The 19752-nt window shown below is 32.4% G+C and carries 22 protein-coding genes and 1 tRNA gene; 10 read left to right on the top strand and 13 right to left on the bottom strand.

The window, feature by feature from the left end; translation table 11 throughout:
- Position 1: 1 nt before the first annotated feature.
- The 4 genes from Q5N74_RS04955 to Q5N74_RS04940 all read right to left on the bottom strand — a co-directional run bounded on the left by Q5N74_RS04955 (position 2) and on the right by Q5N74_RS04940 (position 4741).
- On the bottom strand, positions 2-2878 hold the full coding sequence (locus Q5N74_RS04955; protein ID WP_304387622.1) for a PAS domain S-box protein: 2877 nt from the start codon (positions 2876-2878) through the stop codon (positions 2-4).
- Positions 2878-3417, bottom strand: coding sequence for a heme NO-binding domain-containing protein (locus Q5N74_RS04950; RefSeq protein ID WP_304387621.1), 540 nt, complete (start codon positions 3415-3417; stop codon positions 2878-2880). The genes Q5N74_RS04955 and Q5N74_RS04950 overlap by 1 nt, the downstream gene beginning before the upstream one ends.
- Position 3418: 1 nt before the next feature.
- The gene (locus Q5N74_RS04945; RefSeq protein ID WP_304387620.1) at positions 3419-3832 is read right to left on the bottom strand and encodes a response regulator; all 414 of its coding nucleotides are present in this window, start codon (positions 3830-3832) and stop codon (positions 3419-3421) included.
- A gap of 435 nt (positions 3833-4267) precedes the next feature.
- Positions 4268-4741 (bottom strand): hypothetical protein, encoded by a 474-nt coding sequence (locus tag Q5N74_RS04940; RefSeq protein ID WP_304387619.1) that lies wholly within the window; start codon positions 4739-4741, stop codon positions 4268-4270.
- Positions 4742-5224: 483 nt separating this feature from the next.
- On the opposite strand from Q5N74_RS04940, the gene Q5N74_RS04935 reads away from it, so the two are divergent.
- The 6 genes from Q5N74_RS04935 (at position 5225) to Q5N74_RS04910 (ending at position 9823) form a co-directional block, all read left to right on the top strand.
- Positions 5225-5309 (top strand) — tRNA-Leu (locus Q5N74_RS04935).
- 90 nt (positions 5310-5399) lie between these two features.
- Complete coding sequence (locus tag Q5N74_RS04930) at positions 5400-6299, top strand: MerR family transcriptional regulator (RefSeq protein WP_304387618.1); 900 nt, start codon at positions 5400-5402, stop codon at positions 6297-6299.
- A 46-nt stretch (positions 6300-6345) separates the two neighbouring features.
- Complete coding sequence (locus tag Q5N74_RS04925) at positions 6346-7818, top strand: NAD(P)/FAD-dependent oxidoreductase (RefSeq protein WP_304387617.1); 1473 nt, start codon at positions 6346-6348, stop codon at positions 7816-7818.
- 11 nt (positions 7819-7829) lie between these two features.
- The gene (locus Q5N74_RS04920) at positions 7830-8669 is read left to right on the top strand and encodes a phytoene/squalene synthase family protein (RefSeq protein ID WP_304387616.1); all 840 of its coding nucleotides are present in this window, start codon (positions 7830-7832) and stop codon (positions 8667-8669) included.
- A 9-nt stretch (positions 8670-8678) separates the two neighbouring features.
- Positions 8679-9128, top strand: a complete 450-nt coding sequence (locus Q5N74_RS04915; protein ID WP_304387615.1) for a sterol desaturase family protein — start codon at positions 8679-8681, stop codon at positions 9126-9128.
- Positions 9129-9133: 5 nt separating this feature from the next.
- Entirely contained in the window at positions 9134-9823 is a 690-nt protein-coding gene (locus Q5N74_RS04910; protein ID WP_304387614.1) for a lycopene cyclase domain-containing protein, read from the top strand.
- On the opposite strand, the gene Q5N74_RS04905 is transcribed toward Q5N74_RS04910, so the two are convergent.
- From Q5N74_RS04905 to Q5N74_RS04880, 6 genes are all read right to left on the bottom strand, one after another.
- Positions 9820-10785 (bottom strand): D-2-hydroxyacid dehydrogenase, encoded by a 966-nt coding sequence (locus Q5N74_RS04905; RefSeq protein WP_304387613.1) that lies wholly within the window; start codon positions 10783-10785, stop codon positions 9820-9822. The two genes, Q5N74_RS04910 and Q5N74_RS04905, sit on opposite strands and share 4 nt — an antisense overlap.
- Before the next feature lie 71 nt (positions 10786-10856).
- Positions 10857-11417, bottom strand: coding sequence for a TlpA disulfide reductase family protein (locus Q5N74_RS04900; protein WP_304387612.1), 561 nt, complete (start codon positions 11415-11417; stop codon positions 10857-10859).
- Positions 11418-11488: 71 nt separating this feature from the next.
- A complete protein-coding gene (locus Q5N74_RS04895) occupies positions 11489-11923 on the bottom strand; it encodes a DUF5606 domain-containing protein (RefSeq protein ID WP_304387611.1) in 435 nt (144 codons plus the stop codon).
- A 55-nt stretch (positions 11924-11978) separates the two neighbouring features.
- Positions 11979-12569, bottom strand: a complete 591-nt coding sequence (gene def, locus Q5N74_RS04890; protein WP_304387793.1) for a peptide deformylase — start codon at positions 12567-12569, stop codon at positions 11979-11981.
- A gap of 89 nt (positions 12570-12658) precedes the next feature.
- Positions 12659-13069 (bottom strand): Holliday junction resolvase RuvX, encoded by a 411-nt coding sequence (gene ruvX / locus Q5N74_RS04885; RefSeq protein WP_304387610.1) that lies wholly within the window; start codon positions 13067-13069, stop codon positions 12659-12661.
- Positions 13070-13180: 111 nt separating this feature from the next.
- Entirely contained in the window at positions 13181-13486 is a 306-nt protein-coding gene (locus Q5N74_RS04880; protein ID WP_304387609.1) for a hypothetical protein, read from the bottom strand.
- A gap of 329 nt (positions 13487-13815) precedes the next feature.
- Between Q5N74_RS04880 and Q5N74_RS04875 the strand changes: the two genes are divergently transcribed.
- The gene (locus tag Q5N74_RS04875) at positions 13816-14631 is read left to right on the top strand and encodes a 2,3,4,5-tetrahydropyridine-2,6-dicarboxylate N-succinyltransferase (RefSeq protein ID WP_304387608.1); all 816 of its coding nucleotides are present in this window, start codon (positions 13816-13818) and stop codon (positions 14629-14631) included.
- 11 nt (positions 14632-14642) lie between these two features.
- On the top strand, positions 14643-15710 hold the full coding sequence (locus Q5N74_RS04870; protein ID WP_304387607.1) for a hypothetical protein: 1068 nt from the start codon (positions 14643-14645) through the stop codon (positions 15708-15710).
- Here Q5N74_RS04870 and Q5N74_RS04865 read toward each other — a convergent pair.
- On the bottom strand, positions 15707-16522 hold the full coding sequence (locus Q5N74_RS04865; RefSeq protein WP_304387606.1) for a glycosyltransferase family 2 protein: 816 nt from the start codon (positions 16520-16522) through the stop codon (positions 15707-15709). The two genes, Q5N74_RS04870 and Q5N74_RS04865, sit on opposite strands and share 4 nt — an antisense overlap.
- 283 nt (positions 16523-16805) lie before the next feature.
- Here Q5N74_RS04865 and Q5N74_RS04860 point away from each other — a divergent pair, with 283 nt between their 5' ends.
- Complete coding sequence (locus Q5N74_RS04860) at positions 16806-17564, top strand: glycosyltransferase family 2 protein (protein ID WP_304387605.1); 759 nt, start codon at positions 16806-16808, stop codon at positions 17562-17564.
- Here the strand turns inward: Q5N74_RS04860 and Q5N74_RS04855 are convergent.
- On the bottom strand, positions 17561-18322 hold the full coding sequence (locus tag Q5N74_RS04855; protein ID WP_304387604.1) for a lipopolysaccharide kinase InaA family protein: 762 nt from the start codon (positions 18320-18322) through the stop codon (positions 17561-17563). The two genes, Q5N74_RS04860 and Q5N74_RS04855, sit on opposite strands and share 4 nt — an antisense overlap.
- A gap of 98 nt (positions 18323-18420) precedes the next feature.
- Complete coding sequence (locus tag Q5N74_RS04850; protein ID WP_304387603.1) at positions 18421-19074, bottom strand: DUF1919 domain-containing protein; 654 nt, start codon at positions 19072-19074, stop codon at positions 18421-18423.
- 93 nt (positions 19075-19167) lie between these two features.
- Between Q5N74_RS04850 and Q5N74_RS04845 the strand changes: the two genes are divergently transcribed.
- On the top strand, positions 19168-19728 hold the full coding sequence (locus Q5N74_RS04845; protein ID WP_304387602.1) for an L-threonylcarbamoyladenylate synthase: 561 nt from the start codon (positions 19168-19170) through the stop codon (positions 19726-19728).
- Positions 19729-19752 lie beyond the last annotated feature (24 nt).

Genomic DNA, 19752 nt, shown 5'->3' with positions numbered 1-19752 from the left:
ACTATTTTTTTAAAGTGAAAAAGAATGTGGTTCCTATACCTACAGTACTTTCTAACCAAATATCGCCATGATACATGTCAACAATTTTTTTAACTATAGAAAGTCCAATTCCAGACGACTCTTTAATATCATTTAAGGTATGGAAAATTTTAAAAATTTTATCGTGATACTCCTTTGCAATACCTATCCCATTATCTTGTACTGAAAATTGATAATGTGTTAAGTGTTCTTCAACATCAACATTTATATAACCAACGTCTTTATCTATGTATCTTACCGCATTACTTAATAAGTTTAGAAATAATTGCTGTAGTCTGGTATGATCGCCCATAATAATAGGCAAATTGCTTTTAAAACTTAGTTTAATATGCTCTGGAATGAATAGAATTTTTTGAATATCTTTTAAAACCAAATTCAAATCGATGGGTGTATCTTCTACTTTTTGAGACGAAACGCTCGAGTAGTTTAAAATATCTGAAATTAATTGCTCCATCTTTTCTAGAGTCGATTCAATAAGTGAGATATTAGTTAAACTATCTTCATTTAAACATTCTTGATTATCTTCTTTTATCCAAGACACTAAGGCAAAAATACTGCGCAGCGGCGATTTTAAATCGTGCGATACTATATGTGCATATTCTTGAAGTTCATTATTACTAGACTCAAGTTCTTTTAATAAATTCACATTCACTTGCTCTGCTTTATTTCGTTCTATACGGTTAATTGCATTTTTTAATTGCAAAGACACTAGTCTTGCTACATTTTGCAACGTAGATAAATGGTTTTCTGTAAAGTAGTTTTTATCTATATGTTCGGCATCAATAACCCCTAAAACCTCGCCATCATTAATAATGGGTACCGTAATTTCAGAGTAACAAAATTCATCATCTTGAATATAACGTTTATCTAAAGACGTATCCCCTATAACTAAAGGCCTTCCATTTTGCGCTACATAGCCCACAAGACCCTCACCTACAGGTATTTCTAGATGATTTACAACCTCACGGTTTTCATTAATTTTATTTCCGTAAGCCGCTATTTGCCGTAAAACTTGAGAATCCTTATCAACCAAGTAAATTACACAGTCGTTAGAATCTAAATACCTGGTAATGTTATGCGTTACTTCCCAAGCTATTTCGTAAATATCAATTTTACCTAAAATAGATTTGGCCACATTATTAATGGTTTCTAGCATCAAGGTTTTCTCCCGTTCTGCAGTGATATCCTCTATTATAGCCACTTGATTTTTTATAAAACCTTTACTATCTTTTATAGCATTAAAATTTGATTTTGCCCAAATAATGGAACCATCTCTTTTTATATAGCGCTTTTCTACAGCATAATTGTCAATTTCCCCATTTTGAAGTTGTTTTCTCAATTTATTAGAAACTTCTAGGTCGTCAGGATGTGTGGGATCGTGATCTATAACTTTATTTAATAACTCATCTTCTGTGTAGCCAAACATATCACAAAACGATTTGTTAACCATTAACAAACCATCTCCCGATTTTTTAAATAAACCTATCCCAACTGGAGAGTTTTGAACAATTAAATCCAGTTGTTTTTTTTGTTCAATTAATTGATCTTTAATTCGGGTTTGTTCAGTAATATCCAAGATTACTCCTATAGAACCAACAACTTTTCCATTGTAATCATAATTAGGAGCTGTACTTGTAATAACGGTTCGTATGTGCCCCTCTTTATTGCACATGCGCATCTCAAAAGATTGAGATTTCCCTGTTCTAGTTTCAGTACGGACGGCAGTCATAAACTCTTTGTCAGCATCTGGAATAAGAACTCCTAGAGCATCCTTACCTATTAATTCTTTTTCAGAATAACCCGTTATATCAGAAAAACTTTGATTAACTAAAGCTACTTTACTATTATTATCAACCTCAACCAGCCCTAAATTCATATTGGCTATAATGCCACTGTATTTCTGTTTTTCAATTTCTAAATTCTTGGAATAGTTTCGACTCAATGTTACATCTCTATAACTCCAAAGATGGCCTTTATAATTTTCATTCTCATAAATAGGTATAAAATCGCGTTCTAGAATTTTTCCATTTACCATTTTCAACTCTTCACCCAACACCTCTTCACGGTCACAGACTATAGCTTGCATTCTAGACACGTGCTCTTCTGGACACTCAAAATACAATTTTGTCTGGTCCGTTCTAAAAGAACAATGTTCTCCTTGAAGCACTTCCGGTATTTCATGTATTTCAAATAGATCGCAGTACTTCCTATTAGTAACTATAATATTACAATTTTCATCTTCCAACAAAATACCACAATCTAAATTTAAAATAAGCGCTTTTAATCTGTTTTCAGATTTTACAAGGTTTTTTTGCGTTTTAAATTCACTCGTAATATCTCTGGCAATGCCCTGAATGGCAATGGGCTTACCTTTATCATTTAAAATAACACTGGCATTAATATGGACATGTTTGGTTACCCTATTATTAGAAATTATTCTTATTTTTAAATCTTTAAATTCCCCGTGTTTTTTAAGCCTATGAAATACGGTAAGAAGATGCGATGCATCCTCGGGATGTACAAAATCTATTAAATTTATATTTCTACATTTGTCTTCAGAGTCACAATCTAAAATATTATAACTAGCTTTATTCATTTCTAGCACATTACCATACATATCGGCCACACAATAGGCATCGGCAATGTTTCTGAAAACACCTTCTAACTGCAAATTCTTTTTGGCTAGTAGGCTTTCAAGCTGGTTATTACTTTCTTTTAATTTTCCAGTTAAATTATGAAGCTCGAAGGCTTTGTCTTCAAGAACTTTTTCGGCCTGTTTTCTAGCCAACTTTTCTCGTAACCTAGCACGTTCTAATATTTCGACCCGTTTATCGCTCATTAATTTTTAGTAATAATAAATTTCACTTCGGTGCCATCTTCCTTTAATTTTTCCATGATAATCTCGGCGCTCGAATTAAAGTGTTCAAAGGTTTTATTCATTAACCCAAGACCAAAATAGTACATGGCACGACTTGATTTGTATATCATAACTAATGAATTTTCTGTTTTATCCTGAATCTCAAAGCTTGGCAACTCGGCATCTGGGTATATTTTACGAACTTCAAAATGAATATGATCTTCTATGGATGCTAACATCTCTATAGGGTCTTTATAGTTTTCTATAACCGTTGGATATGTTGACACTAAAACACTGAAAAAATGTTCGGCATAAACTAAAAGCAAATCATCAATACTTATATTCGTTTTTTCACTTAATTGTTTTAGTAACGAAAGCATCTCAGAAAACTCATAAGAACCTATCGAAGTATAAACTCCTTTTGATGGTAAATTAGATTGCTCTATGATTTCATCAACCATTTCTAACCCAAACTTTTGTTCAACTAATTCTAAAAATTCTGTAAAAACAATACCTTTCATATTATGCTTTTATTAATTCATTTACACGCCAATAGGCCAACACTTTTTCTAACTTCGAAACATAATCTTCATACTTCAAAGGTTTTAAAATATACCCTGCAATACCTATTTTATAACATTCCAAAACATCCCTTTTGTTATTCGATGTTGTTAGAATAATAGTGGGAATGTATTTAAGTTGTTTATCATTTTTTAAAATTCTTAAAAATTCGATGCCATTTATTTTAGGCATATTTAAATCTAATAAAATGATATCTGGAAGATTTTTTTTAAGGTTTAAAATCCTTAAGGCTTCCTCTCCATTCTTTGCTTCTTGAATATCATAAAAAGGGCCTAACCTACTTACGGTTCTATTCATTTTCATGGTCTCGACCAGATCGTCTTCTATGAACAGGATTGATAATTTACTTGACATTTAATTTTGATTAGTGCTATTAATTTCATTTTAAACATGCATTAAATTAGTATACTAACACCTTATCTATCGATAAAAAATGATCACCATCGATTAATAAATTGAGAGTACCGATAGGTAGCTGGTTGGCTTAATGCTTAAGTTAAATTACTACTGCTGCACAGCAGAGTAAAGTTGCACTAATTTAAGCTAAAAATGTGGTTAATTTCGTTTAAGGAGCAGTTTTGTATCGACGAATGAAAGAAAGATGCCGATGTATGAGGTTTGAAGTCGTTTATTTTGATTACTGAATTATAATAAATAAGAGATAATAAATACAGTTATTTTAAGGGATTACTAGTAGATAATTTTTAAAAGGTTACTTGGGAGACTTTACTTAGAGTGTTATTCGGGGAGTATTAGTTAAATTTTAATTAATGTATTTGTTTAATAATCTTAACACAAGTTGATTTTTTCTGATTGGTAGTAAGAGATGGTTTGGGTTAATTCAATAATTTTTAATTGTAATTCTTGCTTAGCAACTGCATACTCTTGTAAACGCTCTAATGACACTCTATCTTTAGAAGCAAGGTCTGCTAATTGATCTTCAAAAGAGATTGTATACTCTAAATGCATTAAGTTAATATTAAGTTCTTGTCTTAACGCTTTAATTTTTGAATTTTCTATAGTTGGGATTACTGTTTGAACCATTTTTGGGTTAGAAACTAAAACCTCTTCAGTAATAGTAGCGATACTTGTTTTACCCGGTGCCGTTTTAAATAAATCACGATTTTTAGTCTCGTCTCCGTTTTCAAATGTTTCATTAAAAAAAGATATCTCTGAAAAATCTAATATAAGAGCGTCTTTTTCAATAAAGAAGATAACATATGTTATTAAAGCAAATAATAAAAGAAGGATTAAATTAGACATGATAAAATTTTTAAGGGTTAAACTTTATAATTCAGCGCTTTAGCTTCATTACTGGTGTAAATTTACAACCTATATCTAGTTTAAATTATCAATAAACGATGAAACCAAAAGAGAGTGTCGATGAATGGTAATTTATTGAAGATGTGTGTAAAAACGTAACATTAGTACCAACTAACGAACAGTCGACGAACCGCCAGTTTAAGCACAAATTAGAGCATTAACAAGTTATAACAGGTACAAAAAAGCATAAAACACACTTATTAAACGTACAAATAACGCTTTAAAACTTAAAATACACATACTATTTCTCTCAAGGGCTATCAAAATAAAAAACAAGCATTCAAAAAAATTATAAATAGAATAGCAGTACAAATTACTATATTTGCCTTCCTAAGTTACTTGAACATAATTAAACGAAGCTAATTCCAGCATATTTACACTACCATGTAAAAGCAAAGCTTCCTATTTATATGTACACAGCATGCGCACGTGGCGGAATTGGTAGACGCGCCAGCTTGAGGGGCTGGTATTCGCTTAGAATGTGGAAGTTCGAATCTTCTCGTGCGCACTTTTAATTACTTTTAGAAGTTAAAATCACCATAAACATTGATTTAATCAATGGATTGACTTACTTTTGTTTAACATTAAGTCCCTATTGATGAACAATATTAAGTCAACCTTCAGCATAAAAGATCTAGAAAACCTCTCTGGCATCAAGGCACATACCATACGTATTTGGGAAAAACGATATAACCTACTTAGCCCAAATAGAACCGATACCAATATTAGACATTACAGCATTCCGAGTCTTCAAAAGTTATTAAACATTGCTTACTTAAACAATAATGGCTATAAAATTTCGAAAATAGCAAACTTTACAGAAGAGGAAATACCTTTATTGGTTAAAGAAATAGCTATTAAATCGAACCCCGAGAACTTTGCAATTAACGATTTTAAATTGGCTATGTTCAATTTTGATGAAGGTCTTTTTAAAACGACCTTCAACACCATAATAAAAACCAAGTCGTTCACAGATATAGTATACACCGTTTTTTTCCCCTTACTTAATGATATTGGTTTATTATGGCAAACCAACACCATTACACCGGCACACGAGCATTTTTTAGCTGTTCTGATTAAACAAAAGATCTTACTTCAAATTGAACTTCTTGAAAATGTAGCACCACACCCAAGCACCAAAACCTTTGTGTTATTTTTACCAGAATACGAAATACACGAAATTGGTTTACTCTTTATTAATTACCAATTAAAAGAAAAAGGCTTCCACACCATCTTTTTAGGTGAAAGTGTTCCCAAGAAAAATTTAAAAGATATTTTCAATTTTTATTCTAACATTTACTTCATATCTTACTTCACCATTTACCCCGAAGAAGAAAACATAAGTTCTTATATAGAAGATTTTAATCATTTACTTTTAAAAGACAGCAACTCTAAACTCTGGTTATTTGGTCAAAAACTGGTTAATTACACCAATTTAGAACTCCCAGAAAACATAACCATTTACAAGTCTTTAGAAAATTTCGTTAAAGATTTATGATTAACTTCATATTTTGTTTAACTTTAAACCATATTTGTTAAACAATATGAAAAAATCAGTAAGTATTATAGGTTCAGGGTTCGCATCTCTGTCTGCGGCATGCTATTTAGCTAAAGCAGGTTATGAGGTCACCATTTTTGAAAAAAACAAAACCATTGGTGGTCGCGCCAGGCAACTTAAAAAATACGGGTTCACGTTTGATATTGGCCCTACTTGGTATTGGATGCCCGATGTTTTTGAGCGCTTTTTTTCAGACTTCAATAAAAAACCTTCCGATTATTATACTTTAGAAAAATTAAACCCCGCCTACAGCGTTTACTTTGGTAAAGACGATTTCATTACCATAGAAGATACACTTGAAAAAATAAAGACAGCCTTTGAAGCTGAAGAAAAAGGCAGCTCTAGAAAGTTAAACACCTTTATAGAAAAAGCCAAAAGCAATTATGACATTGCTATTAAAGATTTGGTTTACAACCCTGGCGTTTCCCCTTTAGAACTGGTTACACCCAAAACCATAAAAAAACTAAACCAATTTTTTAGCACCATAAAAAGAGATGTTCGCAGAGAATTTAAAAACGAAAGGCTTGTAAAAATTCTAGAATTCCCAGTTTTGTTTTTAGGCGCAAAACCTAGCGACACCCCATCCTTTTATAGTTTTATGAATTATGCCGATTTTGGTCTTGGCACCTTTCACCCTAAAAAAGGCATGTACCAAGTAATATTGGCCATAGAAGCTTTAGCCATAGAACTAGGCGTCACCATTAAAACTGAAAACCCTGTAGATAAAATTATCGTAGATACCGGAAAAGCAATTGGTATTATTTCAAACGGAGTGACATATAAAAGTGACATTATAGTTAGCGGTGCAGATTACCATCACACCGAAACCTTACTCGATATAGAATACAAACAATACTCAGAATGCTATTGGGAGAAAAAAACCTTTGCACCCTCTTCCCTATTATTTTATGTAGGGTTTGATACGAAACTGAAAAACGTAAATCATCACACCTTATTTTTTGATGTTGATTTTGATGTACACGCCGAAGCTATTTACGACCACCCCAGATGGCCGGAAGACCCTTTATTTTACGCCAGCTTTCCTAGTAAAACAGATGATAGCACCGCCCCTGAAGGTAAAGAAGCAGGTATCTTTTTAATTCCACTAGCCCCTGGTTTGGAAGACACTCCCGAATTAAGAGACCTCTATTTTTACAAAATTTTAGAACGTTTTGAAAATTTAACATCCCAAAATGCCCTAAAACATGTTATCTTTAAGGAAAGCTTTTGCCTTAACGATTTTATAAAAGATTACAATTCATATAAAGGAAATGCCTACGGTATGGCAAATACACTAACACAAACAGCCTTTTTAAGACCTAAATTAAAAAGTAAAAAGGTTGGCGGTTTATTTTTTACAGGACAGTTAACAGTTCCTGGCCCTGGCGTACCACCATCGCTTATATCAGGAAAATTAGTAGCAGATTTAGTAAAAAAGCATCACCATACAAGTAATTAAACTTTTAGCCCATGAAATCACTTTTCGACACTGTTTCATACAGTTGCAGTAAAACTGTAACAAAAACATATAGCACATCGTTTTCTTTAGCTACTAAAATGCTTTACACATCTATAAGAAGTGATATTTATAACATTTATGGCTTTGTAAGGTTTGCCGATGAAATTGTCGATTCTTTTCACGAATATGATAAAGAAACACTTTTTGATAGGTTTTCTAAAGATTTAGAACACGCCTTGAAGGATAAAATAAGTTTAAACCCCATTTTAAACGCCTTTCAATATACCTATCACAAATATAATATAGACAAATCATTAGTCGATGCCTTCATGAAAAGCATGCGTCTTGATTTACACAAAAACACCTACTTAACCAACGAAGAGTATAAAAATTATATTTATGGCTCTGCCGATGTGGTTGGCCTTATGTGCCTAAAGGTATTTGTTAAGGGCGATACTACTAAATACAACGAACTAAAAGAAACCGCTATGGCTCTGGGTTCTGCGTTTCAAAAGGTTAACTTTTTAAGAGATTTAAAAGCAGATTTTGATGGTTTAAACCGAAGTTATTTCCCAAATGTTAATTTGAATAGTTTAGATGAAGCTTCCAAACAACAGATTATAACCGACATTGAACACGATTTTGAAAAAGGTTTGAGTGGCATAAAAAAACTACCTATTGAGGCTAAATTCGGAGTTTTTATGGCTTACAGATACTATTCACAACTCTTAAAAAAGCTTAAAAAAACACCTGCATTACAAATAAGAAATGCAAGAATACGCGTTTCAAACCCAAAAAAGATAGAGCTCTTAATGCGCAGCTATGTGAAGTATCAATTAAATATAATGTAAATTTATAGCATGCAAACAGTACTTTGGATCCTTATATTTTTAGCAACCTACTGCTTTATGGAGTTTATGGCGTGGTTTACCCATAAATACGTAATGCATGGTTTTTTATGGAACCTACATAAAGACCACCATAAAAAAGACCACGATAGCTGGTTTGAACGTAACGATGCTTTTTTTGTTTTCTACGCCGTAGTAAGTATTACTTGTTTTTTATTATGGAAACACGATATATTTTGGGCTGGACTCCCTATAGGTGTTGGGATTTTCGCTTATGGCTTATCTTATTTTTTAGTACACGATATTTTTATACACCAACGTTTTAAATTGTTTAGAAATGCTAATAACTGGTATGCTAAAGGCGTAAGACGTGCACATAAAATGCACCATAAACATATTAATAAAGAAGACGGAGAATGTTTCGGGATGCTTTTCGTGCCTTTTAAATATTTTAAAAAATAATGCAGATGACTTATTTATATCTGCTATTAAATTTAGGCTCTTTTTCAATTCCTTTTATTTATAGTTTTCACCCGAAATTAAAATTCTATTCCCATTGGAAATCTTTAGCCATAGGTATTTTAATAAGTATGTCTATTTTTATTCCTTGGGATGTGTTTTTCACCCTGAATCGCATATGGGGCTTTAATTCTGACTATTTCCTGGGTTATACTTTATTCAGCTTACCTATTGAAGAGTGGTTGTTTTTCATATGCATTCCGTATGCCTGCGTATTTACACACTATGCCCTGTTGCATTATTTCCCCAATTTAAAATTAGGTAGCGGTGCTACAAAATTAATAAGTTACATACTGATACTTAGCTTTTTAATCATTTCAATCTATAATTATGATAAATGGTATACGTTTGTAAACTTCACGCTTGCAACCATTTTAACGCTTCTAGTAGTTAACAAGAAACCTGAGTTATTACAGTCCTACCTGCTCACCTTCTTAGTAATGCTTATTCCTTTTTTTATAGTGAATGGCGTTTTAACAGGCAGCTTCATAACCGATGAAGTGGTTTGGTATAACAACACCGAAAACTTAAACATACGACTGTTCACCATTCCCGTTGAAGATTCCGTTTATGCCTTTACACTTATTCTATTGAATCTATTTGTGATACAAACTATCGAAAAACCAAAATCACGCTAAGGGTTTACCTCGTTTTTTGGATTTCCATCCAAATAAGCTTTTAGATTATCAACTACAATAGCCATCAAGCGCATTCTTGCTTCCTTAGACGCCCAAGCAATATGTGGTGTCATGATGCAGTTTTTAGCACTTAACAAGGGGTTATCTGCTTTTATGGGTTCCGAGGACACAACATCAACAGCAGCACCAGCTACAATTCCAGCATCAAGCGCCTCTTTTAAGTCTTCTTCAATTATTAACCCACCTCTAGAGGTATTAATAATTAGAACGCCCTCTTTCATTTTAGAAATATTCTGTTTATTGATGATGCCAGCAGTACTTTCAATTAATGGGCAATGCAAACTAATAATATCCGATTTTTCAAATAACTCATCCAATTCCGCATAGCGACAAGTATCACTTTCTAATGAATAATCTTTACTTCTGTTATTTGCCAAAACAGTCATCCCAAACGCTTGAGCCATTTTCGCAGTCGCTTGCCCAATGCGACCAAAACCAATGATACCTATGGTTTTACCTGCAAGCTCTATAAGTGGTGTATTCCAAAAACAAAAGTCTAATGATTTTGTCCACGCACCTTCCTTAACCGCATTATTATGATCACCGATATGATGACACATTTCTAACAACAAACCCATAGTAAACTGAGCCACCGCCGTAGTTCCATAATTCGGAACATTGGTTACCAGAATATTTAAATCGCGTGCCACTTCCACATCAACAACATTATAGCCCGTTGCCAATACACCTATATATTTAAGGTTAGGCGCTTGCGTGATCACTTCTTTAGGAATAGGAACTTTGTTCGTGAATACAATTTCGGCATTACCAATAGCCTCTACGACTGCTTTGTGCTCAAAATCTGTGCGATCAAACACTTTAAAATCGCCTAATTGCTTCAGGCCCTCCCAACTTAAATCTCCGGGGTTTAAAGTAAACCCATCTAAAACTACTATGTTCACGTTATCGTTCTTTATAATTCTGAATAAATTTAATAAAAAACGAACGCAAGCAGCAGCACAATTGATTTAAATTATTTCAACAAACCATCAATAGTACTTCTAATCTTATCACTATTCCAATTCAAAGCGCCATTTTCATCTATAACAACATGACCTTCCTTATCTATTAAAAAGGTTCTTGGAATGCTTGAAATATTAAAAAATTCAGGATAACCTTCCGCTGGCCGGTGTGCTTTAAACGTATAATTATTTTTAGCTAAAAACGGATCGACCTCACTAAACCATTCGTTTGTAACAAACAGGAACACGATCTTATCTCCATAATCATTATACAACGCTTGCATACTCGGCATTTCTGCTATACAGGGCGGACACCAAGTTGCCCAAAAATTGATAAGAACCACTTGCCCCTTGGCCGATTCGAAATTAAAAACCGTATTGCTACCGTCTTTTAACTTCCAATTATAGTCTGTAATCTTTTCCAATGTATCTTCCTGCACACTTACTGGTTTTATAAAGGCGATAACTTTATGCAGTGCGACCTGAACAGGTTTTCTTGTTTGCGGAATAATTAAAACCACAAGAACAATTATAAAAAGGATGTTCTTTATTTTTGATTTACTTAACTTCATATATATTCATTAAAAAAGGCATAGTCTCTATGTCGAAACTATGCCTTATATCTAACAAAACAAAAAGATTTTTATGCCTCTTCGCTTTTAACGTCCTCTGTTTTAGCTTCAGAATCCTCTTCTAAATCTAACATATTATGTTCTAACAATAAGTTATACCATTGTATTACTTTCTTGATATCGCTCGCATATACACGGTCTTCATCGTAATCTGGTAAAATCTCAAAGAAATATTCTTCCAATTTATCTTTACCATCTTTAGCTTTTACTGAAGTTGCTCCGCCGTTTTCTTTTTTCTTGATGCTTTTCAACACCTCTCTTAAGGGCACTTCTTCGGTTAAAGTATAAATAGCTATTTCACTTAAAACGCTTACATTTTGCTGAATATTAACAGACATTCTTTTTTTATCTATTAACGATTCTGCTACAAAACCACCACGAGTTTGTGCAATTAACTTATACAATCCTGGTTTTCCTGTAATAGCTATAACTTTCTCTAAGCTCATAAATTATTTTTTTTAGAAGGGCAAATATCAACTGTTTAATACTGCCTTGCAAATATTATCGTTTCTTTTTTTGGTCTGGAAAACGCATGCGGTAATCCACATCTATCTTTCCTTTAGATATGTTACCAAGCTTCCCTTTTATTAAGCGTTTTTTCAAACTTGATAGCTTATCAGTAAACAAAACACCTTCAATATGGTCGTACTCATGTTGTATAACACGCGCCACTAAACCATCGAAAACTTCTGTATGTGGTTCGAAATTTTCATCCAGATACTCCATAGTTATTGTAGACTTTCTAAAAACATCTTCACGCACATCTGGAATACTTAAACACCCTTCGTTAAACACCCATTCATCACCTTCTTCTTTAGTAATTTTAGCATTTATGAATACCCGTTTAAACCCTTCTAATAGTTTTTGTTCGGCTTCGGTTAAATCTTCATCATCTGCAAATGGAGTTGCATCTACAATAAACAATCGAATTGCTAAACCTATTTGAGGTGCCGCCAAACCAACGCCAGAAGCATTGTACATGGTTTCGAACATGTTTTCTAGCAGAATATCAAGTTTTGGATATTCTTTATTGATATCGACTCCTACTTTTTTTAGAACAGGGTCGCCATAGGCTACAATGGGTAAAATCATGGTTGTAATTTCTGTTATTAACTGCAAAAATACAATTCTTATAATATATGGATTGTATTAAACGGAATTTATTCTTTTGAAAATTCTAATTACTTTGAATACAAATAGCTTTGTAAAATAAGAGTTGCACTAATTTCGTCAACCAGCGCTTTGTTTTTTCGTTGGTTCTTTTTCAAACCACTATCTATCATTGTTTGAAACGCCATTTTAGAAGTAAAGCGTTCATCGACACGTTGAATAGGAATATTTGGAAATTGTTTTTGTAACTTTTGCAAAAAGGGCACAATTAACGCTTCACTTTCTGAGGCGGTATTATCCATTTGTTTTGGCTCACCTACAATAAATAGTTCGACAGGTTCTTTGCTAGTATACTCCTTTAAATAGGCAAGCAATTCTTTAGTATTAACAGTAGTCAGTCCAGATGCTATAATTTGTAAAGCATCGGTTACTGCCAAACCCGTGCGTTTCATCCCATAATCGATTGCTAAAATACGTGCCATATAATTTATTTGAGACAAAAATAAAGCAATAAATACAAAAAGGCCTTCTTTTTCAAGAAAGCCTTTTTATAATTTAACCTTATGTAATATTTGAATATGAACTCTTTTTAATTAAGCTTTTACAGCTTTATTCATTTTAGGAAATAATAAATCTAAGTTATCTACATTTCTAACATGGTTTAAGTAAAGTTTAATATCGCTATTAGTACGAGCAACAGATTCTTTAACTTGAGAAGCATCAATTAAAACAGCTTCGTTTTCAATGTTAGTTACAGTTTCAACAGTAACTTGTTTATCATCCTCAGAAACAGAAACAGTATTACTAATTTCAACAGTTACAACCTCAGTAGTGCTTTGCGCATTTCCAAAACTGAAAGCTAATAAGAAAATTAATAATATGTAAAAGTTTGTTTTCATGTGTTTATCCTTGTTTGATGATTCAAATATATGACCTCTTTAAGCCTAACACACAATTAATTAGTTAACTAACTTGTATTCTCGTTTAGCAGTGGAGTGACCTGTTTTTGACGACCAAAAGACAAAACGCATCTTTCAATAGACCAAATACACGTAAAATGCCGTTTATCTGCTTATTTCCCTTTTTAAAAGCTAAAATACACCACTCAAATACAGATTAGAACCGTTCAACGACAGCAATTAACAGAATTCTCATTTCGCATTAAAAGCTATTTCATTCCTGTTTTTTGACAGATAGGTATTATATTTGCCAAAAATTAAAACATAAAATGACCGAATTAAGACAAACCATAGAACAAGCTTGGGACAATAGAGATCTTTTAAAAGAAGAGAAAACAACTTCTGCTATTAGACAGGTTGTCGATTTGTTAGATAAAGGAGAATTAAGAGTTGCAGAACCTGTAGAAGGTGGATGGCAAGTGAATGAATGGGTGAAAAAAGCCGTTGTTTTATATTTTCCTATTCAAAAAATGGAAACCATTGAATGTGGCCCATTAGAATTTCATGATAAAATTCCATTAAAAAAAGGATATGCTGAAAAAGGAATTCGTGTAGTCCCTCATGCTGTTGCAAGACATGGTGCTTATATTTCACGAGGCACTATTTTAATGCCTAGTTATGTAAACATTGGTGCTTACGTTGATGAAGGAACTATGGTTGATACTTGGGCTACCGTTGGAAGTTGTGCACAAATTGGTAAAAACGTTCACTTATCTGGTGGTGTTGGTATTGGTGGCGTTTTAGAACCATTACAAGCGGCTCCAGTAATTATTGAAGACAACGTTTTTGTTGGTTCTAGATGTATTGTGGTTGAAGGTGTACGTGTTGAAACCGAGGCTGTTTTAGGTGCTAACGTGGTATTAACCATGAGTACTAAAATAATTGACGTTACTGGAGATACTCCTATTGAAATGAAAGGTCGTGTACCTGCTCGTTCGGTAGTGATTCCTGGAAGTTATACCAAAAAATTTGCTGCAGGTGAATACCAAGTACCTTGTGCCTTAATTATTGGAAAACGTAAAGAAAGTACCGATAAGAAAACATCTCTAAACAATGCGCTTCGTGAAAACGATGTGGCGGTTTAAAAAATAAAAATATGAATGTAGCTCTGATAGAATTCAACAATTATCATCAGGAGTGTATTTACAGCCAAGTTAAATTTTTAAAAACGGACCACTCAAAGGTTACTTTGATAATCAATCCGAAATCTAAAAATCTAACGGCATCATATTCTCATCTTATAGATGAAACTTATTATTATGACAAAAAAGCTTCTTTTTCTTTTATAAAGAAGCTTTTTCTTTTGTTTAAACTTTATCGATTTATCGTTCAGAAAAAATTTGATAAAATCATTTTTAATACGGCTAGTTCTTCTAAAACCATAATTTTCATCACACTTCTATTAAAATTTAGTGATGTGGAATGTATAGGTACTATTCACAACTTAAAAAAAATGGGAGGTAGCTTTTCCCAGAAGTTACTTAACATAAAAATTAAAAAATATTTTGTGCTTAATGATTTTCTTTTAAGTTCTCACCCTATTAAAAATACTGAAATTAGGCTAAACAGTTATTACCCTATCTTTTTTCCTGATTACAAAACCTGCCAAGTTAACAAACCTACAAACGAGATATGGATTAGCATACCTGGTGAGGTTAATTTTAAAAGAAGAGATTATAGTATTGTTATTGAAAGTTTATTAAAAACAACCAATTCGAGCCATTTAAAGTTTATAATTCTTGGTAAAATAAATGCTATTCCTAAGGATGGTGAAGTCTTTCTTGAACTTCTTTCCAAACATGGTTTAAAAACCAATTTTATAACTTTTGATGCTTTTGTTGAAAACGATTTGTTTTTTTCTTACTTAAAAGCTTCCGATTATATTTTAGCGAATCTTCAATTAAACGATAATTCGTATTTAAAATATAAAATTAGTGGTGTTTTGAATTTAGCCTTCGGATTGGACAAACGACTTATTGCCCCATCCAAATTAAACATTATCAAAGATTTAGAAGAAAACACACTGTTTTATGATTCCTCTGAAGGTTTATCAAAATTATTAAGCAACAATCTTCAAACAGAAAAAGATACTGATTTTATCCTCAACAAAATGATGGATTATAAAGTGCAACAAAAAAAATATATTGACTTTATAAATTCCTAATCTTTTTTTATCCCAAAAGCTGTCCAAGGTGTTTTAGATGTTCTTGTATGTTTTCTTATAGCTTGATTTTTCGCGATAGATTCTGGTGTTTTATAGCCGCGTTTATGGTCTAAATGTATACAAATGGCACTGTAACGAATCTGTTTCGATTTAATACCATAATTGGTTAATCGCTCTCCTAACTCACGGTCTTGACCTCCATATTGCATACGCTCATCAAACCCATTAATAGCCACGATATCTTGCTTCCAGCCAGACGCATTATGCCCGTTCCAACTGGGATTAGTAGGTGTTAACCTATTCAATAATTTAGAGATAGTTCCTTTTGCTGTAAGTTTATTATTTTTAAAAGAACCTTCTAAGCCATTACTTTTCAACCATTTTAAGCTAAAACAGTTACCGGAAATAATATCGTTTTTATCAATTTTTTGAGAAATATCCATGGGTAGCATAAAATAGCCACCCGATAAAAAATAGCCTTTTTCCTTATTATTTTGGTGAATTTCTAGAAAATCGGCACGTGGAATACAATCCCCATCACTCATTACAATATAATCGGAACTACAAGCCACAATAGCCTTATTTAAGATTCTAGATTTTTGAAAACCGTCATCTTCCTGCCAAACATGGTTTATTTTCAAACCTGTGTTTTTAACAAAATCATCTATTAAATCTTTTGTTTTCGGCCCCGAACCATCGTCGGCTAGTACAATTTCAAAATCTTTAAAAGTCTGACAACTATAGCCCCAAAGCACTTTTTCTAACCAAGCTTCAGCATTGTACGTACTTATGATTACTGATATTTCAGACATAATTATTTATTGAAATGTGAATTTATAATAGTATGGCAAATTATGAAAAGAACGTGTAATACTAAAAAAAATACCAATATTTATATCATAAAACGAAGAACCACACATCTCGCTTATTAAACCGTTTTACTTCCTAAAAAACACTTAAATACTATATATTTGCGCTTTCAAGCACCAAGTTAACTTTTAAGGCTGTAATTATTTTACAATATTACTTTTATTCAAAACCAATAAACAACCCGAAAAACCACTTACACCTTCTTTAAATTTTCAAAAAGCAACAGTGACAAATTCACCTAAAATATCTGCCTTAATTATAACTTTCAATGAAGTTAAACATATTGAAGCTGTTATAAAGAACATAGATTTTGCAGATGAAATTATTGTTATAGATTCCTTTAGTACTGATGGTACTTTTGAAATACTTTCTAAATTTGAAAATATAACTACTATTCAACGAGCTTTCAATAATTTTGCCGATCAACGGAATTTCGCCATTGAAAAAGCCTCACACGATTGGATTTTGTTTATTGATGCTGATGAACGTATTACACCAAAACTTGAAAACGAAATACTTTCTGAAATAAACAATCCGCAAGAATTTGTTGCCTTTATGTTTAGACGCATCTTTTTCTTCAAACAAAAAAGAATACGGTTTAGTGGATTTCAAACGGATAAAACATACCGTTTATTCAAAAAAGGTTCAGTTCAATATTATGATGACAAAATAGTACATGAACAGCCTAAAATAACAGGAGTAAGTAAACTGCTAAAAAACAAAATGATTCATTATTCCTTTGATAGTGCTGCACATTACAAAGCTAAAATGGAACATTACGCCTCTTTAAAGGCTTTAGAATTATATAATAAGGGTAAAAAACCTCATTTTTTTCATTTTTATGTCCGGCCGCTTTATAAGTTTATAGTTAATTATTTTCTGCGATTAGGGATTCTTGACGGGAAAGAAGGCTTCACCTTATGCTACCTTAGTGCCTATGGTGTTTACTACAGGTATCAAAAACTTAAGAACTTATATAATTAGTTTTTCTTAATCTTCAACTTCTTTTTTAAACGTTTTTTTCTGTGGAATTTATATTGAAACGTTTCTGTTTCATGCCACATTAAATTGAAAATCTTATCATAATCCTCGCCTGTACATTTCGCATATTCATCACTCATCACTTCTACCATAGACTTATGAATGGTTAAGCGAGAAAAGTTTTTAATGCGCGTTTCAAAATCTAATGGGCCAAAATCCATTCTGTTCAAATCCACTAAATAAAAATTATAACCAGTATCATTCTTCTTAATCAAGGTGTTTCCAGGTGAATGGTCTAAAAAATGAATTCCCTTTTCGTGCAAAGAATAGGTAAATCTTGTAAAGGCTCTTAAAATAGCATCGTAATTGGGGATGGTGAAATCTTTGGTAAGTTCACGATAGGTCATATCACAGTCCAATTGTTCACTTACATAAAAACTCTGTTTAAAAGTAAAAGGAGATTTATACTCAAAATACGCTATGGGTTTTGGTGTCCCAACTCCCAACTCCAGAAGTTTATTAGCATACTCGAATGAGCGTTGTGCTTTACTTTTCCTGAAAAAATTATAAACTATTTTATTTACGACATTCGGAATTTTAAAGGCCTTAATATTTAATTTTAGTTGGTCTAGCTCTATAATTTTAATAACATTCCTATCACCTACCCCACCTTCATACGAATCGAAATTACGGATCACCTTCGTTAGTTTCGTTGTAAACGCATCTTCCAAACCACTATTAAAAACTTTAATTTCTTTCATTCAACGATATTACAGTGTCCTATTACCTTTATTAATGTTGCAAAGATAGTTTTGAAATTTTGAAAACTTAAGAATAGCAGCATTAAATTCATTAATATTTAGCGCGTAAGCCAACTGTTTAAATTTAAGTACAAATAGGTTATTTTAAAAAGTTTCTTTCCGTTAGGCACACAAAATTTATTATTCTTATGAGATTCTTCAACTTTAATATGATACGCATCAGGTATCTCTTCACATCTATTTAAAGAAAAAGATATTTTATTTCTAAATGGAAGCTTGTGAAACTCAACTATATTATTCTTAGTGACTTGTTCTTTATCTGAAATTTTAAAAAAATAGTTATCAAAATTGGTTTCTTCTAGCATCCGCTCCGTCCTTCTTTTCCATTTAATTTTAGCCTCATCCTCAGAAAGATAGTGTTGAAAATGAATTTCAATATCATCCAATAAACCAATAGGATAGGTTACATTTTTTAAAGGATACTTCGTTTCTTTTATAAACTGTAAATCTTGACTCATATAATGTTCAAAATTTGAAAGCAGTTTCACAAAACAATCACCACAAATAAACAAACCTACAAATGGAGTGTTATAAGGCCTATTATACCACTGGTACAAGGAGCCTCCCCAGCAATTATTAGAAACTATTACAAAGTTTTTATCTCCTAAAAGAGCAATATCTTTTTTCTTATAGTAATCTTTAAATAACTGCCTGAACTTCCTACTAACAAAAACATATGGTCTTCTAAACATTATTAAAAATTAGAATTATTTTGACAGCAAATTACAAAGTTGTTGAGTAATCAACAAAAGTAATGTTAATTTTGTCAAAAAAAAGAGAACCCTATGCACCAAGAACTTAACAAAGCATTTCAAGTTTTAAAAGAAGGCGGGCTGATACTTTACCCTACCGATACTGTTTGGGGCATTGGCTGTGACGCCACAAATGCCGAAGCCGTAAAAAAAGTATACGCTCTAAAACAACGTATAGACAGCAAAGCATTAATATGTTTAGTTGCCGATGATAGAATGCTACAAAAGTATATAAAAGAAATACCCCAAGTAGCTTTAGATATTATTGATATTACAGATAAACCAACAACCATTATTTATGATGACGCCCGTAATTTAGCACCCAATTTAATTGCTGAAGACGGCACCATTGCCATTAGAATCCCTGATGACGAATTTTGCTTTCAACTTTCAAGAAAATTAAATGGCGCAATTGTTTCTACATCTGCCAACATAAGTGGTTACCCTACACCAAATTCATTTAAAGAAATACAACAAGAGGTTTTAAAAGGTGTAGACTATGTTGTAAATTTGCAGCACGAAAAAATTTGCAACAAACCATCATCTATTATTAAATTAAGCAATAGTGGGGTTGTGAAAATAATACGAGCGTAAAACTCCAATTTCGGTGGTCATTTT

Source organism: Mariniflexile sp. AS56 (assembly GCF_030552475.1).
Taxonomy (GTDB): Bacteria; Bacteroidota; Bacteroidia; order Flavobacteriales; family Flavobacteriaceae; genus Mariniflexile.
This window is presented reverse-complemented; position numbering and strand designations above follow the sequence as displayed.